General features: G+C 70.2%; 22 protein-coding genes. 7 read left to right on the forward strand and 15 right to left on the reverse strand.

Annotated elements, in window-relative coordinates:
- Positions 1–5: 5 nt before the first annotated feature.
- The 4 genes from ACIPY8_RS18305 to ACIPY8_RS18320 form a co-directional block, all read right to left on the reverse strand.
- Positions 6–575: a hypothetical protein gene (locus ACIPY8_RS18305; protein WP_400821294.1), complete on the reverse strand. Its 570-nt coding sequence runs from the start codon at positions 573–575 to the stop codon at positions 6–8.
- Positions 572–1,507 (reverse strand): 16S rRNA (cytosine(1402)-N(4))-methyltransferase RsmH, encoded by a 936-nt coding sequence (rsmH, locus tag ACIPY8_RS18310; RefSeq protein ID WP_400821296.1) that lies wholly within the window; start codon positions 1,505–1,507, stop codon positions 572–574. The genes ACIPY8_RS18305 and rsmH overlap by 4 nt, the downstream gene beginning before the upstream one ends.
- 117 nt (positions 1,508–1,624) lie before the next feature.
- On the reverse strand, positions 1,625–2,056 hold the full coding sequence (mraZ, locus tag ACIPY8_RS18315; protein WP_050723728.1) for a division/cell wall cluster transcriptional repressor MraZ: 432 nt from the start codon (positions 2,054–2,056) through the stop codon (positions 1,625–1,627).
- 277 nt (positions 2,057–2,333) lie between these two features.
- Positions 2,334–2,711 (reverse strand): DUF3040 domain-containing protein, encoded by a 378-nt coding sequence (locus ACIPY8_RS18320; RefSeq protein WP_400821299.1) that lies wholly within the window; start codon positions 2,709–2,711, stop codon positions 2,334–2,336.
- Between the two features lie 96 nt (positions 2,712–2,807).
- On the opposite strand from ACIPY8_RS18320, the gene ACIPY8_RS18325 reads away from it, so the two are divergent.
- Complete coding sequence (locus ACIPY8_RS18325) at positions 2,808–3,896, forward strand: polyprenyl synthetase family protein (protein WP_400821301.1); 1,089 nt, start codon at positions 2,808–2,810, stop codon at positions 3,894–3,896.
- A 22-nt stretch (positions 3,897–3,918) separates the two neighbouring features.
- Here ACIPY8_RS18325 and ACIPY8_RS18330 read toward each other — a convergent pair whose 3' ends face one another.
- On the reverse strand, positions 3,919–4,224 hold the full coding sequence (locus ACIPY8_RS18330) for an Rv2175c family DNA-binding protein (RefSeq protein ID WP_400821440.1): 306 nt from the start codon (positions 4,222–4,224) through the stop codon (positions 3,919–3,921).
- Between the two features lie 198 nt (positions 4,225–4,422).
- On the opposite strand from ACIPY8_RS18330, the gene ACIPY8_RS18335 reads away from it, so the two are divergent.
- Both ACIPY8_RS18335 and pknB read left to right on the forward strand, forming a co-directional pair.
- Entirely contained in the window at positions 4,423–5,655 is a 1,233-nt protein-coding gene (locus ACIPY8_RS18335) for a LysM peptidoglycan-binding domain-containing protein (protein ID WP_400821303.1), read from the forward strand.
- Positions 5,656–5,734: 79 nt separating this feature from the next.
- A complete protein-coding gene (pknB, locus tag ACIPY8_RS18340; RefSeq protein ID WP_400821305.1) occupies positions 5,735–7,681 on the forward strand; it encodes a Stk1 family PASTA domain-containing Ser/Thr kinase in 1,947 nt (648 codons plus the stop codon).
- 174 nt (positions 7,682–7,855) lie between these two features.
- On the opposite strand, the gene ACIPY8_RS18345 is transcribed toward pknB, so the two are convergent.
- Complete coding sequence (locus ACIPY8_RS18345; RefSeq protein ID WP_400821307.1) at positions 7,856–9,196, reverse strand: class II 3-deoxy-7-phosphoheptulonate synthase; 1,341 nt, start codon at positions 9,194–9,196, stop codon at positions 7,856–7,858.
- A gap of 38 nt (positions 9,197–9,234) precedes the next feature.
- On the reverse strand, positions 9,235–9,933 hold the full coding sequence (locus ACIPY8_RS18350) for a lysophospholipid acyltransferase family protein (protein ID WP_400821309.1): 699 nt from the start codon (positions 9,931–9,933) through the stop codon (positions 9,235–9,237).
- A gap of 162 nt (positions 9,934–10,095) precedes the next feature.
- Here ACIPY8_RS18350 and ACIPY8_RS18355 point away from each other — a divergent pair, with 162 nt between their 5' ends.
- Positions 10,096–11,928: an AMP-dependent synthetase/ligase gene (locus ACIPY8_RS18355; protein WP_400821312.1), complete on the forward strand. Its 1,833-nt coding sequence runs from the start codon at positions 10,096–10,098 to the stop codon at positions 11,926–11,928.
- A 57-nt stretch (positions 11,929–11,985) separates the two neighbouring features.
- On the opposite strand, the gene def is transcribed toward ACIPY8_RS18355, so the two are convergent.
- The 3 genes from def to ACIPY8_RS18370 form a co-directional block, all read right to left on the reverse strand.
- Entirely contained in the window at positions 11,986–12,477 is a 492-nt protein-coding gene (gene def, locus ACIPY8_RS18360; protein ID WP_400821315.1) for a peptide deformylase, read from the reverse strand.
- Positions 12,477–14,192, reverse strand: a complete 1,716-nt coding sequence (locus ACIPY8_RS18365; protein ID WP_400821318.1) for a MinD/ParA family protein — start codon at positions 14,190–14,192, stop codon at positions 12,477–12,479. The genes def and ACIPY8_RS18365 overlap by 1 nt, the downstream gene beginning before the upstream one ends.
- A gap of 66 nt (positions 14,193–14,258) precedes the next feature.
- Positions 14,259–17,666, reverse strand: a complete 3,408-nt coding sequence (locus ACIPY8_RS18370; RefSeq protein ID WP_400821321.1) for a pyruvate carboxylase — start codon at positions 17,664–17,666, stop codon at positions 14,259–14,261.
- Between the two features lie 93 nt (positions 17,667–17,759).
- Between ACIPY8_RS18370 and ACIPY8_RS18375 the strand changes: the two genes are divergently transcribed.
- Positions 17,760–18,572: a ParA family protein gene (locus ACIPY8_RS18375; protein WP_400821324.1), complete on the forward strand. Its 813-nt coding sequence runs from the start codon at positions 17,760–17,762 to the stop codon at positions 18,570–18,572.
- 83 nt (positions 18,573–18,655) lie between these two features.
- Here the strand turns inward: ACIPY8_RS18375 and ACIPY8_RS18380 are convergent, their stop codons facing one another.
- From ACIPY8_RS18380 to ACIPY8_RS18390, 3 genes are all read right to left on the reverse strand, one after another.
- Entirely contained in the window at positions 18,656–19,201 is a 546-nt protein-coding gene (locus ACIPY8_RS18380) for a MerR family transcriptional regulator (RefSeq protein ID WP_050723717.1), read from the reverse strand.
- Positions 19,202–19,299: 98 nt separating this feature from the next.
- Complete coding sequence (locus ACIPY8_RS18385) at positions 19,300–19,986, reverse strand: MerR family transcriptional regulator (protein WP_400821328.1); 687 nt, start codon at positions 19,984–19,986, stop codon at positions 19,300–19,302.
- Positions 19,986–20,471 carry an FHA domain-containing protein gene (locus ACIPY8_RS18390; RefSeq protein ID WP_400821331.1) on the reverse strand — a complete coding sequence of 162 codons (486 nt, stop codon included), beginning with the start codon at positions 20,469–20,471 and terminating at the stop codon, positions 19,986–19,988. The genes ACIPY8_RS18385 and ACIPY8_RS18390 overlap by 1 nt, the downstream gene beginning before the upstream one ends.
- A 99-nt stretch (positions 20,472–20,570) precedes the next feature.
- Here ACIPY8_RS18390 and ACIPY8_RS18395 point away from each other — a divergent pair, with 99 nt between their 5' ends.
- Both ACIPY8_RS18395 and lpdA read left to right on the forward strand, forming a co-directional pair.
- Positions 20,571–21,245: a copper resistance protein CopC gene (locus tag ACIPY8_RS18395; protein WP_400821333.1), complete on the forward strand. Its 675-nt coding sequence runs from the start codon at positions 20,571–20,573 to the stop codon at positions 21,243–21,245.
- A gap of 9 nt (positions 21,246–21,254) precedes the next feature.
- Positions 21,255–22,652 (forward strand): dihydrolipoyl dehydrogenase, encoded by a 1,398-nt coding sequence (gene lpdA, locus ACIPY8_RS18400; RefSeq protein WP_400821336.1) that lies wholly within the window; start codon positions 21,255–21,257, stop codon positions 22,650–22,652.
- Between the two features lie 72 nt (positions 22,653–22,724).
- On the opposite strand, the gene ACIPY8_RS18405 is transcribed toward lpdA, so the two are convergent.
- Positions 22,725–23,441, reverse strand: coding sequence for a methyltransferase domain-containing protein (locus ACIPY8_RS18405; protein WP_400821339.1), 717 nt, complete (start codon positions 23,439–23,441; stop codon positions 22,725–22,727).
- Positions 23,438–24,589, reverse strand: a complete 1,152-nt coding sequence (locus ACIPY8_RS18410) for a type III polyketide synthase (protein ID WP_400821341.1) — start codon at positions 24,587–24,589, stop codon at positions 23,438–23,440. Before ACIPY8_RS18410 ends, ACIPY8_RS18405 begins: the two co-directional genes overlap by 4 nt.
- Positions 24,590–24,617: the final 28 nt, after the last annotated feature.

The raw sequence follows: 24,617 nt of genomic DNA on the forward strand, positions 1-24,617 counted from the left end.
GTCGGCTATCGGGTCGTGGGGCTCGGGAGCCCGTCGGTGATCGCGGGCGGCAGTTCCTGCTGAGACTGCCCGGCCGTCGCGTCGTCGGCGGATTCGTCCGTCGTGGCGGGTGGAGCCTGGAGCAGGGCGTTCGCCACGGCCCCCGCGCCGTTCGGATCGATCGTCGACTGCCCTCCGGCCCCGGTGCCCTGTCCGAACACCGCGCCGTCGCTGAGCCGCAGGTAGGAGGGCGACCCGGCGACGACCATGCCGAGCGATGCCGCGCTGCTGGCGAGGGCCTGCGGCGAGCTGAGCCCGGTCAGATCCTCCTGCAGCGCGTCCGTGCGCAGATCGAGGTCGTGCTGCTGGGAGGTGAGGCTGGCGAGCAGGAACGAGTCCTGCGTGATCGCGAGCGAGAGCCCGATCTGCGCGGCTCCGATCGCCATGGCGCCGGCCAGGGCGACGATCGCGTACACGAGCTTGGGCTTGCGGCGCGCCGGCGTGCCGGTGACCGGCTCGAGCCGTCGGCGCGGTGCACGGGTCGGCGCCTCGGTCTCGACCGTGCGGGGCGTACGGGCGATCGCGGACAGGCTCATGACTCACGCACCTTCTCGGCCGCCCGCAGACGGACCGGGATCGCTCGGGGGTTGCGGGCGCGCTCGTCGTCGCCGGCCAACTCCGCGCCGCGCGTGACGACGCGGAAGCGCGGAGCGTGCTCCGGGAGCTCGACGGGGAGGCCCTTCGGGGCGGTCGAGGCCGCGCCGGCGGCGAAGGCCTGCTTGACGAGACGGTCCTCGAGCGACTGATACGACATCACGACGATGCGACCGCCGACCGTGAGGGCGTCCATTGCGGCGGGGATCGCGTCGGCGAGGACGCTGAGCTCGGTGTTGACCTCGATGCGCAGAGCCTGGAACACGCGCTTGGCGGGATGCCCGGCGCGCTGCGCGGCCGCGGGGGTCGCGGCCACGAGGATCTCGACGAGCTGTCCGGAGCGGAGGATCGGCTCCTTCTGCCGCGCCTCGATGATGAAGCGCGCGTATCGACCGGCGAGCTTCTCCTCGCCGTAGCGTTCGAAGATCCGGCGCAGGTTCCCCTCGCTGTAGGTCGCGATCACCTCGGCGGCGGTCACGCCCTTGGTCTGGTCCATCCGCATGTCGAGCGGGGCGTCCTTGGAGTACGCGAAGCCGCGTTCGGCCTCGTCGAGCTGCAGCGAGGAGACGCCCAGATCGAAGAGGATCCCGGAGGCGCCCTGCGCGTGCAGGCCGATCTCGTCGTAGACGGTGTGCACGAGGGTGATGCGGTCGCGGAACCGCGCGAGCCTCTCCCCCGCGATGCGCAGCGCGTCGGTGTCGCGGTCCAGCCCCACGAGGCGGATGTTCGGGAACCGCTCGAGCAGCGCCTCGGAGTGGCCGCCCATGCCGAGCGTGGCGTCGACGAGGACGGCTCCGTCGGCCTGGAGGGCCGGGGCCAGCAGCTCGATGCATCGATCGAGCAGGACGGGGGTGTGGATGTCGCGGAGGTTCATGATCTCTCTCGGGTGACCTCTGTGTGTCGGAGACCAGGGCCCTGATCCCCCTCCGCTTCGCGACCCGGCACCGGGGAAGTGTGTCGGGGCGGGAGCGGCGGGGCATCACGGCCGTGGTCAGAACAGTCCCGGGATCACCTCCTGCTCCAGGTCGGCGTAGGACTCCTCGCCGGCTGCGAGGTAGGTGTTCCAGCTCTCGGCGTCCCAGATCTCGGCGTGGGCGCCGACACCGGTGACGATGAGCTCCTTCTGCAGCCCCGCGTACTGACGGAGGTGCGCGGGGATGGTGATGCGGTTCTGGCTGTCGGGCATCTCCGCGCTGGCGCCGGAGAGGAACAGGCGCATGAAGTCGCGCGCCTGCTTGTTCGCGAGCGGCGCCTGACGGATCCGCTCGTGCATCGCCTCGAACTCGGCCGTGCTGAAGACGTAGAGGCACCGTTCCTGACCGCGCGTGACGACGATGCCGCCACCCAGGTCCTCGCGGAACTTCGCGGGCAGGATGACCCGCCCTTTGTCGTCCAGCTTCGGAGAGTGCGTACCCAGCAGCATCGGCCATCACCCCCTCTGCGTCCGGCCAAACTCGAGGTGCGCCCCACTTTACTCCACTTTCCTCCACAAACATATGGGCAATTGGCAGTATTTCCGTTCGCCGTCTCCAGCAGACGAAAAAGACCCGCGTGATCACGCGGGTCTCGGGCGAAAGCGTCGGGTGGAGGAGAGTGGAGGACAGGTGGAGGAGAATCCCAGGAAAAGGCGTCAACCGGCCCTGTCACACGACGAAGGCCCGGATGCGGTGAGCATCCGGGCCTTCGTGGAGGATCGTGGGTCAGCGACCGTCGTGGCGGCGGTCCCATCTGTCGTTCATGCGGTCCATGAACGACGCGGAGCTCTGCGGCTGCTGCTTCGGGCCGCGCTCGCGAGGCGCTGCGGAGAGCGGCCGACGCACCGGGGTCACGGCGAGCATGACGCCGCCGAGCATGGCGGCGAACCCGATCACACCGACGACGACACCCCACACGTCTCCGAGGATCACGCCGACGATCAGTCCGCCCACGCCGGCGAGGAGCAGGAGCGCTCCGTAGACCAGGTTGCGGTAGCTGAGTGCTCGGTCGCCTGACGGCGCACTCACGACATCGGCGTCATTGTGCAGGAGATGGCGTTCCATCTCATCGAGCAGACGCTGCTCCTGTTCGGAGAGTGGCATTTCGTCCCCCTCGGGTATGGTCTCCTCATTCTACGCGCGCCACGAGCCTGCGGGCTAGCCGTTCGGCCCCAGTTCCCTTTACGTATGCTGGGAGTCGTGCCGTCCCCCAGCCTCGTCCCCGACGCCGTCGCCGCCCGTCTGCTGCTCTTCCTCGACCGGATGCGCGCCGAGTCGATCGAGTACGGACCGGATGCCGCCGCACTGCAGGAATCCGCGGCCGACACGCTGGACGGCGGCAAGCGGCTCCGCGCACGGTTCTGCCACGCGGGCTGGCGCGCCGTCGCCCGTCAGCGTGATCGCGACGCGATCGAGACCGAGGCGCTGTGGGACGTCTGCGCGGCCCTGGAGATCTTCCAGTCCGCAGCGCTCGTCCACGACGATCTCATCGACAACTCCGACACGCGTCGCGGACGCCCGGCCGCGCACCGCGCGCTCGAGGCCTCTCACCGCGGCGCGGGCTGGGCCGGCGACGCCGCCGCGTTCGGCCGTTCGTCCGCGATCCTCCTGGGCGATCTGCTCGTCGCCTGGAGCGACGACCTGCTCGAGGACGCCGTCACCGCCCTCCCCCACGCCCGCACGGTCCGCCGGGAGTACGCCCGGATGCGTCGCGACGTCACGGTCGGCCAGTTCCTCGACATCGCCGAGGAGTCGGCATGGAGCGTGAACGCGACGGACTCGCACGTCGAGCGCGCCCTCCGCGTCGTCTCCCTCAAGTCGGCCAGGTACAGCATCGAGCAGCCGCTCGTGCTCGGCGCCTCACTGGCCGGTGCCGACGAGGAGCAGGTGCGTGCGCTACGCCGCTTCGGCCATCCGGTCGGGATGGCGTTCCAGCTCCGCGACGACGTCCTCGGCGTGTTCGGGGATGCCGCGGTGACGGGCAAGCCCGCGGGAGACGACCTGCGCGAGGGCAAGCGCACCGTGCTCGTGGCGCTGACGCGGCAGTCGCTCGACGTCCCGGCACGCACGCTGTTCGACGAGCTCCTCGGCGATCCGGAGCTCACGGCGGAGCAGGTCTCGTTCCTGCAGGCGACGATCGCCGACTCCGGCGCGCTGGCTGCGGTCGAGGAGATGATCGGCGGCTATGCCCGGGACGCGGACCGCGCGCTCTCCGGCGCTCGGCTGGACAACGCGGCGGTCGGCGATCTGCGCGACCTCGCCCGCGCGGCGACCGTGCGCTCGGCCTGAGCGCACGGAGGACGTCGGACGCTCAGGCGAGCGTTCGCGCGATGCGTCGCACCTCGCTCTTGTGGCCGGCCAGCAGCGCGGCGATCGGCGCGCGACCGAGGGTGTCGTCGTCCGCGAGGAGCCAGTCGACGACCTCGTCGTCGCTGAAGCCCGCGTCCTGCAGCGCGATCACGGTGCCGCGCAGCGAAGACAGCGGGTGCCCGTCGACGATGAACACCGACGGGACCGCGAACACACCGGATCGACGGGATCCGATGAGGTAGTGCTCGTCGATGAGGCGACGCACGCGGCCGAGCGGCTCGCCCAGAACCTCGACGAGGTCCGGCATCGTCAGCCACTCGGTGGGGGTGACCCCGGCGTTCTCGGGATTGCGGTTCTCAGACTGCTCAGACACGTTGCCACTATCTCACCTCCTCGCGGCGCGCGCATGTCGAGAGCTCGTGTCGCATCCGTCACACACGTCACTTCTGTTGACTTCCGTATACATACGTGTCAGCGTGGGCAGACGCCGAACAAGGGGGAACCCGTGAGAAAGCTCGCCGTGCGACAGCCCGCTCCGCGACCGCGCACCGCCGCCGCGCGCCGGGCGACCTACCTGCAACTGGGGGTGCCCGCCGCCGTTCTCGGGACGCTCACAGGCCCCCTCGCCGTCGTTCCCGCCGCGGCGGACACCGCGTCCGTCGCACCGATCGAGCGGGCGCACGCCGGCGCTCGCGCGGTCCCGCTGCAGACGACGCCGGCCACCTACGTCGTGCAGCCCGGTGACACGGTCTCCTCCATCGCGAACGCCTTCGGCCTCCGCACGGTCGACGTGCTCACGTGGAACGGCCTGAGCTGGCGATCGGTGATCTATCCCGGCCAGACGCTCGCACTCACCGGCACCGCCGCCCCGGCGGCAGCCCCCGCCGCCGCCGCCCCCGCACCCGTCGCGACCGCGTCCCACGTCGTCGTCGCCGGCGACACCGTGTTCGGGATCGCACAGAAGTACGGGCTCACCGTCGACGCGGTCCTCGCCGCGAACGGCCTCACCCGCGCCTCCGTCATCTACCCGGGTCAGAGCATCGCGCTGAACGGCACGGCCGCGCCTCCCGCTGCCGCCGCCGCCCCTGCCGCCACCGCGGTGACGCCTGCCCCTGCCGCGACCGGAGCGCAGACGCACACGGTGATCGCGGGCGACACGCTGTTCGCGATCGCGCAGAGGTACGGCACGTCGACGGCCTCGCTGCTCGCCCTCAACGGACTCGGCGCCGGCGCCATCATCTATCCCGGGCAGAGCATCGCGGTCGCCGCAGCGCCGGCACCGGCTCCCGCTCCCGCGGCGGCGCCGACCACCCCTGCGCAGTCCTTCGCCGCCCTCGATGCGGAGCAGGCGGGCAATGCCGCCCTCATCATCGGCATCGGCCGCCAGCTCGGCGTCTCGGACCGCGCCATCGCGATCGCGCTCGCGACGGCGATGGTCGAGTCGAGCATGCGCAATCTCGCCTGGGGCGACCGCGACTCCCTCGGCCTCTTCCAGCAGCGCCCGAGCACGGGCTGGGGGCTCCCCGAGCAGATCCTCGACGCCGACCGCAGCACCCGGGTGTTCTTCGGCGGGGCGGCGGACCCGAACGGACCGTCGACGCGCGGCCTGCTCGACATCCCCGGATGGGAGTCGATGCGCTTCACGGATGCCGCCCAGGCCGTGCAGATCTCCGCCTACCCCGAGCGCTACGGACTGTGGGAGACGCAGGCGTTCCAGTGGCTCGCGCTGTACGGATGACCGTGTTCCGGGCAAACCCGCAGCCTCGAGGGGCGAGCCGCTCCCGTGGCTTTCAGGGAGTCCTCAATAGAATCTTGACGTGACGACCAATCAGCAGGCCGACCCCCTCATCGGGCGGCTTGTCGACGGTCGGTACCGGGTCAGGGCCCGCATCGCCCGCGGCGGCATGGCCACCGTGTACGTCGCCACCGATCTGAGGCTCGAGCGCCGCATCGCCCTCAAGGTCATGCACGCGCACCTGAGCGACGACTCCTCGTTCCAGAGCCGCTTCATCCAGGAGGCGCGCGCTGCTGCGCGTCTGGCCGACCCGCACGTGGTGAACGTGTTCGACCAGGGGCAGGACGGCGAACTCGCCTACCTGGTGATGGAGTACCTCCCCGGCATCACGCTGCGCGAACTCCTCCGCGAGCAGAAGCGCCTCACCGTGCCGCAGACGATCACGATCATGGACGCCGTCCTCGCCGGCCTCTCCGCCGCGCACCGCGCCGGCATCGTGCACCGCGATGTCAAGCCCGAGAACGTCCTGCTGGCCGAGGACGGCCGCATCAAGATCGGCGACTTCGGCCTGGCGCGCGCGACGACCGCGAACACCGCCACGGGACAGCAGCTCCTCGGGACGATCGCCTACCTCGCCCCGGAGCTCGTGACGCGAGGGACCGCGGACGCCCGCAGCGACATCTACGCACTGGGGATCATGCTGTACGAGATGCTCGTGGGCGAGCAGCCCTACAAGGGCGAGCAGCCCATGCAGATCGCGTTCCAGCACGCGACCGAGTCCGTGCCTCGTCCCAGTGCACGCAACCCCGGAGTCCCCGAGCCGCTCGACGAGCTCGTGCTGTGGGCGACCGAGAAGTCGCCCGACGAGCGACCGGACGACGCGCAGCAGATGCTCGAGCGCCTCCGTGAGATCGAGCGCGATCTCGGCATCGCCCCCGCCGTGGCGGCCGCGACCACGCCGCAGCGCGCGCAGGCCGACTCCGCCGACCTCACCAAGGTGATGCCGAGCACGATGGTGCTCCCGAACCCGACCGCTCCCACGCCTGAGGCCGTCGACAACGCCACCCTGCTGCGTCGACGGTCATCGCGTCGACGTGCCCGCGGCGCCCTGCTGCTCACGCTCGTACTGCTCCTCGCGACGATCGCCGGAGGCGTCGGATGGTGGTTCGGCTCCGGCCCCGGCTCCCTCGTGGCCGTGCCGAGCGTCGCCGGGCTGTCGTACGACGACGCGGCGGCGCAGCTGTCCGCCGAGGGCTTCGTACCGGCGCGCGCGGAGGAGAACTCCGTCGACGTCGACCGGGATCTCGCCATCAGGACGGACCCCGACGACGGCGCGCGCCTCGACAAGGGCGCCACCGTCACGGTCTACATCTCGATCGGTCCGGCGGGTCACACGGTCGACGCGCTCAACGGGAAGGACGAGCAGGAGGCGCGGGACTACCTCGCCGACCTCAACGTGAACGTGACCGAGGAGTCCCTCGTGCTGTTCTCCGACGCCGACGAGGGACGGGTCATCAACGCCTACGTCACCCCGCGCGACGGCGGCGACGTCTACGCGTGCGGTGAGGGATGCGAGATCCTCGAGGACGACACGGTCGAGCTCTACGTGTCGGCCGGCGCCTTCCCCGACGTGTCGGGCATGACGGTCGACCAGGCCACCTCGACGCTGACGGACAAGCAGCTGCAGGTGAACCCCGAGATCGCGTACGCCTTCAGCGAGAAGCTCGCGAAGGACCTCGTGATCGGCGTCGCCGACCGTGCGACTCAGGGCAACTGGCGCCCCGGCGACACGGTGCAGCTCATCGTGTCGAAGGGCCCCGAGCTGTTCCCGGTGCCGGACGTGACCGACAAGACCCTCGTCGAGGCGAAGCAGATCCTCGAGTCGGCGGGCTTCACCGCGACGTATGCGGCCTGGGGCGATCTCCCCGGCTTCGCGGAGATGGCCCGCGTCACCGCACAGGACCCCGGCTCGGACAAGACCCTCCCCCGCGGCGGCACGGTCAAGCTCACGATCCAGCTCAGCGGCTGAGCGAGCACACCTGCAGGACCGCCGGACACCCGCAGGACGACGGCGGCCTATCTCTCCGGCATCCGTGTTCGAATCCTGCAGATGGACGGCGGCACCGGATGCTCCGGTCCGACGTGGACCGGACGACGAAGGCCCTCCCCGAGCGGGGAGGGCCTTCGTCGTGGTGTCCGCGGGTCAGCGCTTCTCGAGCTCCTCAGCCACGAGGAACGCCAGCTCGAGGGACTGCATGTGGTTCAGTCGCGGGTCGCACAGGCTCTCGTAGCGCGTCGCGAGGGCGGCTTCGTCGATCTGCTCCGAGCCGCCGAGGCACTCGGTGACGTCGTCGCCCGTGAGCTCGACGTGGATGCCGCCGGGGAACGTGCCCACCGCGCGGTGGGCCTCGAAGAAGCCTCGGACCTCGTCGACGACGTCGTCGAAACGACGGGTCTTGTAGCCGGTCGGCGTCGTGATGCCGTTGCCGTGCATGGGGTCGGTGACCCACAGCGGCTGCGCGCCCGAGTCACGGACCGCCTCCAGCAGCGGCGGCAGCGCGTCGCGGATCTTGCCGGCGCCCATGCGCGTGATGAACGTGAGACGACCGGGCTCGCGGTTCGGGTCGAGCTTGTCGATGAGCGCGAGTGCCGTCTCGGGAGTGGTGGTCGGGCCGAGCTTGACACCGATGGGGTTGCGGATCTTCGAGAAGTAGTCGACGTGCGCGCCGTCGAGCTCGCGCGTGCGCTCACCGATCCAGAGGAAGTGCGCCGAGGTGTTGAACGGCGTGTCCGTGCGGGAGTCGATGCGCGTCATCGGGCGCTCGTAGTCCATCAGCAGACCCTCGTGGCCCGTGAAGAACTCGACGCGCTTGAGCTCGTCGAAGTCGGCACCGGCCGCCTCCATGAACTTGATGGCGCGGTCGATCTCCGCGGCCATGCGCTCGTAGCGCTGGTTGGCCGGGTTCTGCGCGAAGCCCTTGTTCCACGAGTGCACTTCGCGGAGGTCGGCGAAACCGCCCTGAGTGAACGCGCGGATGAGGTTCAGCGTGGACGCCGCAGTGTGGTACCCCTGGAGCAGACGACCGGGGTCGGCCTGGCGCGAGCCCTCGGTGAAGTCGTAGCCGTTCACGATGTCGCCGCGGTAGGCGGGCAGCGTGACGTCGCCGCGCGTCTCGGTGTCGCTCGACCGCGGCTTCGCGAACTGGCCCGCCATGCGACCCATCTTCACGATCGGCATCGAGGCGCCATAGGTCAGCACGACCGCCATCTGCAGGACGGTCTTGATCCGGTTGCGGATCTGATCGGCGGTGGCGCCGGCGAACGTCTCGGCGCAGTCGCCGCCCTGGAGCAGGAAGGCCTGCCCGGATGCGGCACGCGCGAGACGCTCACGGAGGTTGTCGACCTCGCCGGCGAACACCAGGGGCGGGAGCGCTGCGATCTGCGACGAGACCTCGGCGACGCGCTCGGCGTCACCCCACTGAGGCTGCTGCTTGATCGGGAGCGCGCGCCACGCGTCAAGCGCGTCGATGTGGTGCTGGAGCATGCCTTACAGCCTAGTGCGCGGCGCGGGGCCGAGACGCCTCAGGAGCGTCGTGTGACGCGCACCGGGAGACGGTCCTTCACGGTAGACGCGTAGACGTCGTCGTACTCCTGCTCCCCCAGCCGCTGGAGGGCGACCATGATCTCGTCCGTGACGGATCGGAGGATGTAGCGGTCGTTCTCCATGCCCTGGTAGCGGGAGAAGTCGAGAGGCTCGCCGATCACGATGCCGACCCGGACGACGCGGGGCACCTTCTGACCGATCGGCATGGCGGTGTCGGTGTCGACCATGATCACCGGGATGACCGGGACCCTGGCCTCGAGCGCCATGCGCGCGAGGCCGGTGCGGCCGCGGTAGAGCTTGCCGTCGGGGCTGCGCGTGCCCTCCGGGTAGATGCCGAGAAGGTCGCCGCGCCCGAGCACCTGGAGCCCCGTGTTGAGCGATGCCTCCGATGCCTTGCCGCCCGAACGGTCGATCGGGATCTGCCCCGTGGCCTTCATGAAGAACTTGGTCGCCCACCCCTTGAGGCCACGCCCCGTGAAGTAGTCGCTCTTCGCGAGGAACGACATCGGCCGGTCGATCATGAGGGGCAGGAAGATGGAGTCCGCGAAGGAGAGATGGTTGCTGGCGAGGATCGCCGCACCGGTCCGGGGCAGGTTCGCACGCCCCACGATCCAGGGGCGGAACACCGCCTTGACCACGGGGCCGATCGCGACGTACTTCATCAGCCAGTAGAACATCGATGTGAAGTCTAGCGCCGTGTCCGCTCCGCACCATCGCCTGCGCGGATGTGGATGCGCAACCTCGTCAAAAGGCGACCCAGTCTCATCCTTCGTGCGACCCGGTCCCATGCCCTAGACTCGGAAGGGACACCGTGCCCGACCGGTACCGAAGGAGCTGCCGTGGTCCAGTTTGAAGTCCCCGCCGTCGTCCCCGCCGACCCCGACGCGAACATCACCGACCTGCTGGTGAAGCGCGTCGAGGCCACGCCGGACCGTCCCCTGTTCTCCGTCCCCGACGGGGAGAGCTGGCGCGACATCTCGTCCGCCGATTTCCAGACCGCGGTCATCGCTCTCGCGAAGGGCTTCGTCACCGCCGGCATCCAGCCCGGGGAGAAGGTCGGCTTCCTCGCGCGCACGACCTACGAGTGGTCGCTCGTCGACTTCGCGCTGTTCTACGCCGGCGCCGTCATGGTCCCCATCTACGAGACCAGCTCGCCCGCGCAGATCCAGTGGATCCTCGAGGACTCCGGTGCGATCGCCCTCATGGTCGAGTCCCCCGAGCACTTCGCCCGCCTCGACGAGGTGCGCGGCGACCTGCCCCTCCTCCGCGAGGTGTGGCAGATGCATCTCGGCGCGATCGACACCCTCACGGCGCAGGGCGCCGCGGTCACGGACGCCGAGATCGAACGCCTCCGCAACATCGCGGTCGGCTCCGACATCGCGACGCTGATCTACACCTCCGGATCGACAGGGCGCCCCAAGGGCTGCGTGCTCACGCACAGCAACTTCGTGGAGCTCGCCCGCAACTCGGCCAAGTCGCTCGACGAGGTCGTGCAGACGCCCGGCGCCTCGACGCTGCTGTTCATCACCACCGCGCACGTGTTCGCGCGCTTCATCTCGATCCTCAACGTGCACGCCGGGGTCCGCACCGGACACCAGCCCGACACGCGACAGCTGCTCCCGGCGCTCGGCTCGTTCAAGCCCACCTTCCTCCTCGCGGTCCCCCGCGTGTTCGAGAAGGTGTACAACTCGGCCGAGCAGAAGGCCGAGGCCGGCGGCAAGGGCAAGATCTTCCGCGCGGCGGCCGACGTCGCGATCGAGCACTCGAGGCTGCTGGAGCAGGGCAAGAGCATCCCGTTCGGCATGCGGTTGAAGTTCGCGCTCTTCAACAAGCTCGTCTACGGCAAGCTGCGCGACGCGATGGGCGGGCGGGTCGTGTACGCCGTCTCCGGCTCCGCACCGCTCGGCTCTCGTCTCGGCCACTTCTTCCACAGCCTCGGCGTCGTGATCCTCGAGGGCTACGGCCTCACGGAGACGACGGCCCCCGCGACCGTGAACCTCGCCGACAAGTCGAAGATCGGCACGGTGGGCCCCGCCCTCCCCGGCGTCGGCGTGCGTCTGGCCGAGGACGGCGAGATCGAGGTCCGCGGCATCAACGTGTTCCGCGAGTACTGGAACAACCCCGACGCGACCGCGGAGGCCTTCAGCGAGGGCGGCTGGTTCCGCACCGGCGACATCGGCAGCTTCGACGCCGAGGGCTTCCTCACGATCACCGGACGCAAGAAGGAGATCATCGTCACGGCCGGCGGCAAGAACGTCGCGCCCGCCGCGCTCGAGGACCCGATCCGCGCGAATCCGATCATCGGACAGGTCGTCGTGGTCGGCGATCAGAAGCCGTTCATCTCGGCGCTCGTGACTCTCGATCCCGAGATGCTCCCGACGTGGCTCGCGAACAACGGTCTCGACAAGGACATGTCGCTCGCCGACGCCGCGAAGGACGAGGCCGTCCGCGCCGAGGTGCAGAAGGCCGTGGATGCCGCCAACACCCGGGTCTCCCGCGCCGAGTCGATCCGCAAGTTCACGATCCTCGACAGCGAGTGGACCGAGGGCTCGGGTCATCTGACGCCGAAGATGTCGATCAAGCGCAACGTCATCATGAGCGACTTCGCCGACGAGATCTCCGCGATCTACGACGAGCCGGTCTCCACGACGAACGTCGCGATCGGCGGCTGACACCGGCAGATGACGAAGGCCCCCGCCGGTCGGCGGGGGCCTTCGTCGTCCTCGGCGTCAGAACCAGGCGCTCTCGCGCACTTCGCGCATCGCGCGCTTGCGGGTCTCGGCGTCGAGCCGTGACAGGTAGAGCTTGCCGTCGAGGTGGTCCGTCTCGTGCTGCAGCGCCTGGGCGAGAAGCCCCTCGCCCTCCAGGACGACCGGCTCGCCGTCGAGGTCGATGCCCTCGACGCGCGCCCACGGGTACCGGAGGGCGTCGTGCCAGAGGCCGGGGACCGAGAGACATCCCTCCCCCGTCGGCACGGGCTCTCCGCGCACCTCGGTGAGGACGGGGTTGATCACGTAGCCGATGTCGCCGTCGATGTTGTAGCTGAACGCGCGCAGCGCCACGCCGATCTGCGGGGCGGCGACACCGGCGCGTCCCGGCAGCTCGACCGTGTCGACGAGGTCGGCCACGAGGGCGCGCACGCCGTCGTCGATCGTGTCGATCGGAGTGCACATCGTGCGCAGCACCGGGTCTCCGAACACGCGGATCTCACGCACCGCCATCAGGCGCCCTTCGTCCGCAGGCCCTCGACGAGCAGGGCGGCGAGCTGACGCGCGGCGACCCTGGTCTCGGGCTGGAGGTTCGCGAAGACGATGGCCCCGCCCCCGGCGATCTGGGGGTCGTACGGCATGCGCACGACGTGCTGGGCGCGCGTGCGGAAATGCGTCTCCAGCTCGGTCAGGCGCACGAGCGGTGCACCCGGGGTCGACTGGTTGAGCACCACGACCGCGTCGCGCGCCTGCTCGGCGTAGCCGTTCGTCTCGAGCCAGGTGAGAGTCTCGGAGGCGAGTCGCGCCTCGTCGACGCTGAGCCCCGACACGATGACCAGCTGGTCCGCGAGGTCGAGCGTCGCCGACATCACGGAGTGCACGATCCCGGTGCCGGTGTCGGTGAGCACCAGCGAGTAGTAGTGCGCCGCGACGTCGGCGACGTCGCGGTAGTCGCTGTCGCTGAACGCCTCCGCGATACGCGGGTCGGAGTCCGAGGCGAGCACGTCGAGGCGGGTGGCGTCGCGAGCGACGATCGCCGAGATGTCGTGGTACCCCTTGACCTCGTCGTGGATGCGCACGAGGTCGCGCACCGAACGGGTGTGGTTCGGCCGTACGACGCGGTCCGCGAGCGTACCCCGGTCCGGGTTGGCGTCGACAGCGATCACGCGATCCTCGCGGGCGTCCGCGAGAGCCATCCCGAGCAGGCTCGTGATCGTGGTCTTGCCGACGCCGCCCTTGCGGGACAGCACCGGGATGAAGCGGGCCCCGCCGGGGAGCGGCGCGGCGATCCGGGCGGTCAGCGCCTTGCGCTCACGGGCCCGACGGCCGTCGCCGATGTTGATACGGCGTCCGGAGATCGTATAGAGGAAGTGGCTCCACGCCCCCTCGGGCTCGGGCTTGGTGACGCGGTGCGGGTCGAGCAGACGATCCGCGGTGAGCAGGTCGCTGCTCTCGCGGGACGTGTCACTCAGGTCGTCGAGGCGCTTGGAGGTCAGCTGCACCTCCGCGCGCGCCGCACGCCGCGCCGGCGCGGCCGACGACGCGCTCTTCGGGGTGTCCACGGCTGCTCTCTCCTCAGGGTGCGGCTGTCGTTCGACGCTCACACGTGCTCGTGATCGGGTCTCCAGATCGGACTTCGCCTGTGCGATGAAGGCCGCTGCCGCCGCGGCCTCGGCGGCGACGGCGGATGCGGGAGCGTCAGGCTCCGGAACCGGGGGGACGACAGGCACCGGCTCGACGACGGCCTCGGGCTCCGGTTCCGGCTCCGGCTCGGGCTCGGGCTCAGGCTCAGGCTCCGGCTCCGGCTCCGGCTCGGGCTCCGGCGCGGGTTCCGGCTCCGGCTCAGGCTCAGGCTCGGGCTCGGGCTCGGGCTCAGGCTCAGGCTCAGGCTCGGGCTCGGGCTCGGGCTCGGCGACAGTGTCCCGCTCGATCTCCCGCTTCGGCTCGGGTGGCAGCTCGATCACCATGGGCGCGCCGAGCGCGGCATCCGAGATCTCGGCGGCGGCCTTCGCCGCGGCGACGGGCTCGTCGATGATGAGATCAGCGACGACCTCACCCTCGACGATGCCGTCGTCCTCGAGCGCGTCCTCGCCGTCCTGCGGCAGTTCGACGCTGACCTGCGCGGTCCCGGCGATGATGCCGATGCCGGTCGTGTCGATCGACGCGGTGTCGTCGAGCATGCCGCGGGACTCGTCGTCCGGCGGTTCTGCCACGTTCTTCGGGGTCACGTCGTCACTCCAAGTTCATGCGGGCCTCGGGTGCGCTGCATCGAGCGCGGCCCTCGCCGCACAAGATTAGTGCGCCGGACGGATCACGACCAAAAGGTCTCCCGCGTCCACCTGCTGCGTCGCGCCGATCGCGAGGCGCTCGACGACGCCCGCGACGGGTGCGGTGATCGCCGCCTCCATCTTCATGGCCTCGATCGACGCGACCGGCTCGCCCGCGTTCACGGAGTCTCCGACCTCGACCTTGAGCGTCACCACGCCCGAGAACGGCGCGGCGACCTGACCGGGCACCGAGGTGTCTGCCTTCTCGACCTCGTGCGCGTCGACGGCGACCGAGCGATCCCGCACGAACACCGGCCTCAGCTGCCCGTTGAGCGTCGTCATGACGGTGCGCATGCCGCGTTCGTCCGCGTCGCCCACGGCCTCGAGGCCGACGTAGAGCTGCACGCCGCGGTCGATCTCGACGAGGTGCTCCTGCCCCTGCACGAGCCCGTACAGGTAGTCGTTCGTGTCGAGCACCGAGAGGTCTCCGAACTGCTCGCGCGCCTGCGTGAACTCGCGCGTGGGTGCGGGGAAGAGCAGCGTGTTCAGCCGCGACCGGCGCTCGGCCCCGCCCGCGGCGAGAGCCGACCTGTCGTCCGCCGAGATCTCCGTGAGGCCCGTGCGCACGGATCGACCCGCGAGGACCTTGGAGCGGAACGGCTCGGGCCACCCGCCGGGCAGGTCGCCGAGCTCGCCGGCCATGAAGCCGACGACCGAGTCCGGCACGTCGTACTTCTCGGGGTTCGCCTCGAAGTCGGCGGGGTCGGCCTTGACGGCCGCGAGGTGCAGAGCGAGGTCGCCGACGACCTTGGACGACGGCGTCACCTTCGGCACACGGCCGAGGATGCGGTCGGCCGCCGCGTACATGTCCTCGATGAGCTCGAAGTCCTCGGCGAGGCCGAGCGCCTTCGCCTGCTGTCGCAGGTTGGAGAGCTGTCCGCCGGGGATCTCGTGATGGTAGACGCGACCCGTGGGTCCGGGAAGACCCGACTCGAACGGCGCGTAGGTGCGGCGCACCGCCTCCCAGTACGGCTCGAGGTCCGAGACTCCCGCGAGGTCGATGCCGCTGTCGCGCTCGGTGTGCGCGAGCGCCGCCACGAGCGACGACAGCGAGGGCTGGCTGGTCGTGCCGGAGAGCGGCGCGGATGCCGCATCCACCGCGTCCACGCCCGCGGCGCTGGCCGCGAGCAGCGTGGCGAGCTGCCCGCCGGGGGTGTCGTGGGTGTGCAGGTGCACGGGGAGGTCGAAGCGCTCGCGCAGCGCGGTGACGAGCGTCGCCGCGGCGGCGGGGCGCAGCAGACCCGCCATGTCCTTGATCGCGATGATGTGGGCGCCCGCTTCGACGATCCTGTCGGCGAGGCCGAGGTAGTAGTCGAGCGTGTAGAGGTCCTCGGCCGGGTTCAGCAGGTCTCCCGTGTAGCAGAGGGCGACCTCCGCGACCGCCGTGCCCGTCGCGCGGACCGCCTCGATCGCCGGGCGCATCTGCTCGACGTCGTTCAAGGCGTCGAAGATGCGGAAGATGTCGACACCGCTCGACGCGGCCTCCTGCACGAACGCCTCGGTGACCTCGGTCGGGTACGGCGTGTAGCCGACCGTGTTGCGTCCGCGGAGCAGCATCTGGATCGCGACGTTCGGCAGCGCGGCGCGGAGCTTGTCGAGACGCTCCCACGGATCCTCGCCGAGGAAGCGGAGGGCGACGTCGTAGGTCGCCCCGCCCCAGGCCTCGACCGACAGCAGCCCGGGCGTGAGGCGTGCGATGTACGGTGCGGCGGCGGCGAGGTCGCGCGTGCGCACCCGCGTCGCGAGCAGCGACTGGTGCGCGTCGCGGAACGTCGTGTCGGTGATCGCGAGCGCGCTCTGCTCACGCAGATCGCGCGCGAAGCCCTCGGGTCCGAGCTCGAGCAGGCGCTGCCGCGATCCCGGCACCGGCTCGGTCGACAGGTCGATCGCAGGGAGCTTGGTGCGCGGGTCGACCACGCCGGGGTGCGCACCGTGCGGCTTGTTCACCGTGACGTCGACCAGCCAGTTGAGGATCTTCGTGCCGCGATCCTTCGAGGCACGCCCGCGCAGGAGCTCGGGGCGTTCGTCGATGAACGAGGTGCTGACGTCTCCGGCGATGAACGCGTCGTCGTCGAGCAGTGCCTGCAGGAACGGGATGTTCGTCGAGACGCCGCGGATCCGGAACTCGGCCAGGGCACGGCGGGCACGCGCCACCGCCGCGGGGAAGTCCCGGCCTCGGCACGTGAGCTTCGCGAGCATCGAGTCGAAGTGCGGGCTGATCTGCGCGCCCTGGTGCACCGTTCCCCCGTCGAGGCGGATGCCGGCGCCGCCGGGCGACCGGTACGTCGTGATCTTGCCCGTGTCGGGGCGGAACCCCTGGGTCGGGTCCTCGGTCGTGATGCGACACTGCAGCGCCGCGCCGCGCACGTGGAGGTTCTCCTGCTGGAGTCCGAGGTCGGCGAGAGTCTGCCCCGAGGCGATGCGCATCTGGCTCTGCACGAGGTCGACGTCCGTCACCTCCTCGGTCACGGTGTGCTCCACCTGGATGCGCGGGTTCATCTCGATGAAGACGACCTCGCCGGTGCGCTCCCCCGCCGTCTCGAGCAGGAACTCGACCGTTCCGGCGTTCTCGTAGCCGATCGACCGGGCGAACGCCACTGCGTAGCCGTGCAGAGCGGTGCGGATGGAGTCGTCGAGGTTCGGCGCGGGCGCGATCTCCACGACCTTCTGGTGACGACGCTGGACCGAGCAGTCACGCTCGAACAGGTGCACGGTCTCGCCGGTCTTGTCGGCGAGGATCTGCACCTCGATGTGCCTCGGGCGCACGACCGCCTGCTCCAGGAACATGCGGGGGTCACCGAAGGCGCTGGCGGCCTCGCGCATGGCCTCGGCGAGAGCGGGGGCGAGCTCGGCGGCGGTCTCGACGCGCCGCATCCCTCGTCCTCCACCGCCGGCGACGGCCTTGGCGAACAGCGGGAAGCCGATGTCGTCGGCCTGCGCGACCAGCGCCTCCACGTCGTCGGAGGCCTCGGTCGATCGCAGCACCGGGACTCCGGCCTCGATCGCATGGCGCTTGGCCTCGACCTTGTTCCCCGCCATCTCCAGGACCTTCGCGGGAGGCCCGATGAACACGATGCCGTTCGCGGCCGCCTTCTCCGCCAGCTCGGGGTTCTCGGAGAGGAAGCCGTAACCGGGGTAGATCGCGTCGGCACCGGACTCCCGGGCGACGCGGATGATCTCGTCGACGTCGAGGTAGGCGCGGACGGGATGACCGCGCTCGCCGATCTCGTACGCCTCATCGGCCTTGAGGCGATGGACCGAGCCCCGGTCCTCGTGAGGGAAGACCGCGACGGTCCTCGCTCCCACCTCGAACGCCGCACGGAAGGCTCGGATCGCGATCTCGCCGCGGTTGGCCACCAGGATCTTCTGGAACATGCACACCTCTGAAAGCTCGATGCGCGACGTTTTCGGCACGCACGGGGCGGGGCTGAGTGTGCACCCAGCCTAGGGGAAGGTAACGTGGAGTCCGTGCACGTACTCAGCGTCAGCTCTCTCAAGGGAGGCGTCGGCAAGACGACCGTGACTCTCGGACTGGCCTCCGCGGCCTTCGCCCGTGGTGTTCGCACTCTCGTCGTCGACCTCGACCCCCAGTCGGATGTGTCCACCGGAATGGACATCCAGGTAGCCGGTCGGCTCAACATCGCCGATGTCCTGGCGAACCCGAAGGAGAAGGTCGTCCGCCAGGCGATCACCTCCAGCGGATGGGCCAAGGTCCACCCGGGCACCATCGACGTGCTCATCGGCAGCCCGTCCGCCATCAACTTCGACGGCCCGCACCCGAGCGTCCGCGACGTGTGGAAACTCGAGGAGGCGCTGGCCGCCGTCGAGGCCGACTACGACCTCGTCCTGATCGACTGCGCGCCCTCGCTCAACGCCCTCACGCGCACCGCGTGGGCCGCGAGCGATCGGGTCATGGTCGTCACCGAACCCGGCCTGTTCTCGGTCGCGGCCGCCGACCGCGCGCTCCGCGCCATCGAGGAGATCCGCCGCGGACTCTCTCCGCGCCTGCAGCCGCTCGGCATCGTCGTGAACCGCGTACGTCCACAGTCGATCGAGCACCAGTTCCGCATCAAGGAGCTGCGCGACATGTTCGGCCCCCTCGTGCTCTCCCCGCAGCTGCCCGAGCGCACCTCCCTGCAGCAGGCGCAGGGCGCGGCCAAGCCGCTGCACATCTGGCCGGGCGACTCGGCGCAGGAGCTCGCGGCCGACTTCGACCAGCTGCTCGACCGGATCATCCGCACCGGCCGCATCCAGGTCCCGGAGACCGGCCCGCAGGCCTGACTCCCGCACGTCGCGCACAGCAGAACGGCCATCCTCTCGCGAGGGTGGCCGTTTCTCGTGTGCAGCGGGGCGCGCTGGTGTCGTCAGGCGGAGCGCTTGGCGCGACGGGCGCTGAGCTCGTCGACGGGATCGGGCGCCGTCGGGTCGAACTCGACGAGCGTCGACTCGACCTCGCGCAGGACCTTGCCGACGGCGATGCCGAAGACTCCCTGGCCGCGGCTCACGAGGTCGATGACCTCGTCGTTCGAGGTGCAGAGGTAGACGGACGCGCCGTCGCTCATGAGCGTGGTTCCGGCGAGGTCGCGGATGCCGGCGCGGCGGAGCTCCTCGACCGCGGTGCGGATCTGCTGCAGCGAGATGCCGGTGTCGAGCAGGCTCTTCACGAGCTTGAGCACGAGGATGTCGCGGAAGCCGTAGAGACGCTGCGAGCCCGAGCCGCTGGCGCCGCGCACGGTCGGCTCGACGAGCTCGGTGCGGGCCCAGTAATCCAGCTGGCGGTAGGTGATCCCGGCCGCACGGGCGGCGACCGCACCGCGGTAGCCGACCTCGTCGTCCATGGCGGGCAACCCGTCGGTGAAGAGGAGTTCGGTCACGAACCGCGGGTCGCCTGCACGCTCATCCGCATCCATCTGAATCCTCCTCGGGGCTGTTACCTCCACGCTAGAGCAGGCCCCCGGCAGCGGCAATGACATCCGCGTGGGCGTGAAGGTGTGTCGCAATCAGTTCGTTACGAAAGCAGGCGGGTCAGCGCGTCCTTGACGAACAGCGCGCGCACCTCGTCGATCGTCGCCGCCAGCGTGGGCGCCATCTCGCTCGCCTTGGCACGGGACGCGGCGTCGGTGCGACGCAGCAGCGCTGACATGGCGGACTCGATCAGCGCGACCTCGCGGTCGGCGCCCTGACGCAGCGACCGGAGGTGCCGGGGCTCGATGCCGTGACGGTCGAGGGCGACCAATCCGCGCAGCAGCGTGACGGTCGCCTCGGGGTACGACTCCTGCGCCGCGATGACACCGGTGCTGATGGCGTCGTTGAGCAGCTGGGGTCCGGCGCCCGCGGCGGAGAGCAGCTCGTCCCGCCGGTAGCGACGGGGGGTGGGCGTGATCGACGGCGGCGGCACGAGCGCCGCCGACTCGCCGTTCGCCTCGGCCTCGTCGAGCTGCTCCCTGATCACGCTGAGCGGCAGGTAGTGATCGCGCTGGAGCGTGAGCCCGAGGCGGAGGCGCTCGATGTCGGGGCCGGAGAACTTGCGGTAGCCGGACTCGGTGCGCGAGGGCGTGACGATGCCCTGGACCTCCAGGAAGCGGAGCTTGCTCGAGGTGAGGTCGGGGAACTCCGGCGTGAGCCTCGCGAGCACCTGACCGATGCTCAGAAGGCCCGCGGACGCTGAGCGTTCGCGGGCGGGTGAGGCCGCCATCAGCCGTTCGCCGAGACTCGATCGACCGGGGATGCGAAGAAGTTCAGGCGGAACTTGCCCACGCGGAGCTCGGAGCCGTCGACCAGCACGCTGCGATCGACGCGCTCGCCGTTCACGTAAGTGCCGTTGAGGGACCGCTGATCGATGATCTCGAACGACGAACCGGTGCGCGTGATCTCGGCGTGACGACGCGACACGGTCACGTCGTCGAAGAAGATGTCGGCCTCCGGGTGACGACCCACGGTCGTCACATCGGTGTCGAGGAGGTACCGCGCTCCCGCGAGCGCACCGGAGCGCACCAGCAGCAGGGCCGATCCCGCGGGCAGCGCTGCGATCGCGCTCTGCTCCACCTCCGTGAGCTCCACGCCGAACGGCACGAAGGAAAGATCCGAATCGTGCCCGAACGTCTGGGTCACGTCGTGCCTCTGCTCGCCGGAACGGTGGATCGCGGCGTCTTCCGCCGGTCGGCTCTCGCTGTCTGTCACTGTGCCCTCCTGACAACCCAGACTAACGGATGCGGACACCCTCGCGGGAGGCCGGTTCCCACTCAGCCGCCACAAACCGCGGACTCCTAGGCTGGAGACGTGAAAACCGCAGCCCGACGCCGTCCCGTCGCCCCCGTCGCCCTCGCCGCCGCCCTGTTGACGGCGCTCCTGATCCTCGTCTCCCCGCTGTCGGCGTCGGCGCACGACTCCCTGCTCGCCTCCTCCCCCGAGGCCGACGGCACGGTCGACACCCTGCCGGCGTCGCTGACCCTCACCTTCAGCGCCAAGCTGATCGACGGCGAGGGCGCGACCGAGGTCGTGGTGACCGACGCATCGGGCACGTCCGTGACGGACGGCGCCGCGACCGTGGACGGCGCGATCGTGACGCAGCCGCTCGTGTCCGAGGCCGCTGCCGGCGCGTACCACGTGGTGTGGAAGATCGTGTCCAGCGACGGCCACCCCACTTCCGGCGAGTACTTCTTCACGGTCGCGAACAGCACTGTTCCCGACCAGCCCGCCGAGACGCCGTCGACGACCCCGAGCGCCGCGGAGACGATCTCCCCCACCGCCGAGACGCCCGCGCCCACGCCCGCCGCGACTCCGGACGAGGGCTCGTCGGCGTCGAACTGGATCTGGCTGCTCGCGATCGTCGGGGTGCTGGTGATCGCCGTCGCGGTGGTCGTCGGGTTCGCCCTGCGGGGTCGCCGCGGCAGCGCGGACGAGGGCTCGGCGGACGGCCCGGCGACTGATTCCGACGACCCGGCGGAGCGCTAGGCTTAAGGCATGCCACACTACGACGTCGTCATCCTTGGTGCAGGTCCTGGCGGATACGTCGCTGCGGTTCGCAGCGCGCAGCTCGGCCTGTCCACCGCGATCATCGAGGAGAAGTACTGGGGCGGTGTGTGCCTCAACGTCGGCTGCATCCCCTCCAAGGCGCTCCTGAAGAACGCGGAGCTCGCGCACACCCTGAAGCACAAGGCCGACTTCTTCGGCATCTCGGGTGACTTCACGGTCGACTACGGCAAGGCGTTCGACCGCAGCCGCGTCGTCGCCGAGGGCCGCGTCAAGGGCATCCACTTCCTCATGAAGAAGAACAAGGTGACCGAGTACGACGGCCGCGGCACCTTCACCGGCCCGAAGGCGATCTCGGTCGCGAAGGCCGACGGTACGACCGAGGAGGTCACGTTCGACAACGTCATCATCGCGACCGGCTCCCGCGTGCGCCTGCTGCCCGGCGTCGAGCTGAGCGAGAACGTCGTCACGTACGAAGAGCAGATCATGACCCGCGACCTCCCGGAGTCCATCGTCATCGTCGGCGCCGGCGCCATCGGCATGGAGTTCGCCTACGTAATGACGAACTACGGCGTGAAGGTCACGATCATCGAGTTCCTCGACCGGGCCCTCCCCAACGAGGACCCCGACGTGTCGAAGGAGATCACGAAGCAGTACAAGAACTACGGCGTCGACATCCTCACCTCCACCAAGGTCGAGACCGTCGTCGACAACGGCTCGTCCGTCACGGTCACCTACACGGGCAAGGACGGCCAGCAGTCGTCGATCGAGGCCGGCAAGGTCCTCATGTCGGTCGGCTTCGCCCCGAACGTCGAGAACTTCGGACTCGACAAGACCGGTGTGAAGCTCACCGAGCGCGGCGCGATCGACATCGACGACCACATGCGCACGAACGTCGAGGGCATCTACGCGATCGGCGACGTCACCGCCAAGCTCCAGCTCGCGCACGTCGCGGAGGCGCAGGGCGTCGTCGCCGCCGAGACCATCGGCAAGGCCGAGACCCAGACGCTGGGCGACTATCGCATGATGCCCCGCGCGACGTTCTGCTCGCCGCAGGTCGCGTCGTTCGGGCTCACCGAGCAGCAGGCCAAGGACGAGGGGCACGACATCAAGGTCGTGACGTTCCCGTTCATGGCGAACGGCAAGGCGCACGGCCTCGGCGAGCCCGTCGGCTTCGTCAAGCTCATCGCCGACACCGAGCACCTCGAGCTCCTCGGCGCCCACATGATCGGCCCCGACGTCTCCGAGCTGCTCCCCGAGCTGACCCTGGCCCAGAAGTGGGACCTCACGGCGCTCGAGCTCGCGCGCAACGTGCACACGCACCCGACGCTGTCCGAGGCTCTGCAGGAGGGCTTCCACGGCCTCGCGGGTCACATGATCAACTTCTGATGCGGCGCGCGAAGGGCCCGGGTCGCCACGGCGGCGCCGGGCCCTTCGTCGTTCCCGGCGGCCGACGATCGATCAGCCCGCCGGCTCGTTCCAGCGCAGTTCGAGCCGTGCGGGCAGCGCTCGGCGCACGGTCCACCCCGGGGGCGCTACGGCGCGGAGCTCGCGCGGCGTGTACGAGCGGCGGATGCTGAGCAGGCCGTCGATCCGGATGAACGATCCGCGCAGGAACGTCGGAGCGAGTGCCCCGGTGGCGACGTCGAACAGCGTGTAAGCGGCTCTGCTCCGCGCGATGTCGCGGTGCACGACGACGCCGTCCGGGCGCACGAGGCGCCGCGTGTCGTCGAGCATCACCTGTCGCTCGGCGTCCGTGAGGTGGTGGAGCACGTGGTTCGAGAACACCACGTCGTACCGGTCGCCCTCCGCCACGAGCTCGGCGGCCAGCGCCCGGCGGTAGCGGACTCCCGCTCCGGCGTCGTTCGCCGCAGCCCAGCGCACGGCCCGATCGTCGGCGTCCAGCGCCGTGACCTCGGCATCGAGCCCCGCCCGGCGCAGTCGTCGCGCGATCATGCGGCTCACGTCGCCGCCGCCGGCACCGACGTCGAGGATCCGCACGCGACCGCGACGCGCGCGCGGGAGCACGTCGCGGCGCAGAAGGAGGTCCGGTCGGGCGACCGCGGCGTTGACGAAGCGGAAGCGGTCGTAGGTGCGTTCGAGCATCGCGAGGTCGGCCCCGGGATCGTCCATGAGCTCGACGAGCCCGTCGGCCCGCGTCGAGAGATCGACCCTCATCCGTCCGCCACGACCGTCAGGAGCGCGCTCTCCGCGGTGAGCCCTGGCCCGAAGGCCATCGCCGCGACGCGCGACCCGTCCGCGGCGCCGCGTTCGAGGATGTCTCGGATCACGAACAGCACGGTCGCGCTCGACATGTTCCCGTAGTCGTGGAGCACGCGGCGCGCGGGTGCCAGCTGGTCGTCGCTCAGGTGCAGCGCGCTCTGCACCCGGTCGAGGATCGCGCGGCCGCCCGGATGCACCGCCCAATGCGACACCGCGCGGGCGATGCCTCCGTCGTCGAACGAGCGGAGCAGCTCCCGGTCGGCGTCGAAGAGGGGACGGATCGCGCCGATGACGGTCTCCCCGATGATGTGCGGGACCCGTGTCGACAGGATCATCTCGAAGCCGGTGTCGCCGATCGTCCACGCCATGTCCTTCTCCCCCTCGGGGGCGATGGCGGTGTGGAAGCGGTCGAGGGCGACGGCGGCGGTGCGGGTGGGCAGGTCCCGCGCGGTGACGATGCCCGCGGCCGCGCCGTCGGCGAACAGCGAGGAGGCCACGATCACGTCGGGGTCGTCGGAGGAGCGCAGATGGAGCGTGCACAGTTCGACGCTGACCACGAGCACCACCGCGTCGGGGTCGGCGAGGCAGAACTGCCGGGCGGCCCGCAGCGCCGGCATCGCCGCGTAGCAGCCCATGAAGCCGAGGTGGTAGCGCTGCACGGAGTCGGCGAGACCGAGCGCGCGCACGATCTCGTAGTCGGGTCCCGGCGCGTGGAAGCCGGTGCACGACGCCGTGACGACGTGCGTGACGTCGGATGCGGCGAGGTCGGGGTCGGCCGCGATCGCCCTCCGCGCGGCCTCGACGACGAGTCGGGTCGCCTCGCGGGCGTAGAGGTCGTTGCGAGCCTTCGTGCCCGGTGCGAGCAGCAGACCCGATCCCCGGTCGTAGAACACCGGTTCGTCGACGTGCACCGACGACGAGAGCTCCTCGACCACGGTGTGTCGCGTGGCGATTCCCGACTCGGTGAACGAGGCCCCGATGAGGCGCTGCGCCAGGCGTCCGATCCCGGGTTGCGACGCGAAGATGTCCCGCACCTCGTCCTGGGGGATCACGGTCTCGGGGACCGCCGTCTCGATCGAGCGGAGGAGGGCGGGACGGATCATGGTGTCACTCAAGCACGCGGGGCTGGAC

Source organism: Microbacterium sp. NPDC089696 (assembly GCF_044749125.1).
GTDB lineage: Bacteria > Actinomycetota > Actinomycetes > Actinomycetales > Microbacteriaceae > Microbacterium.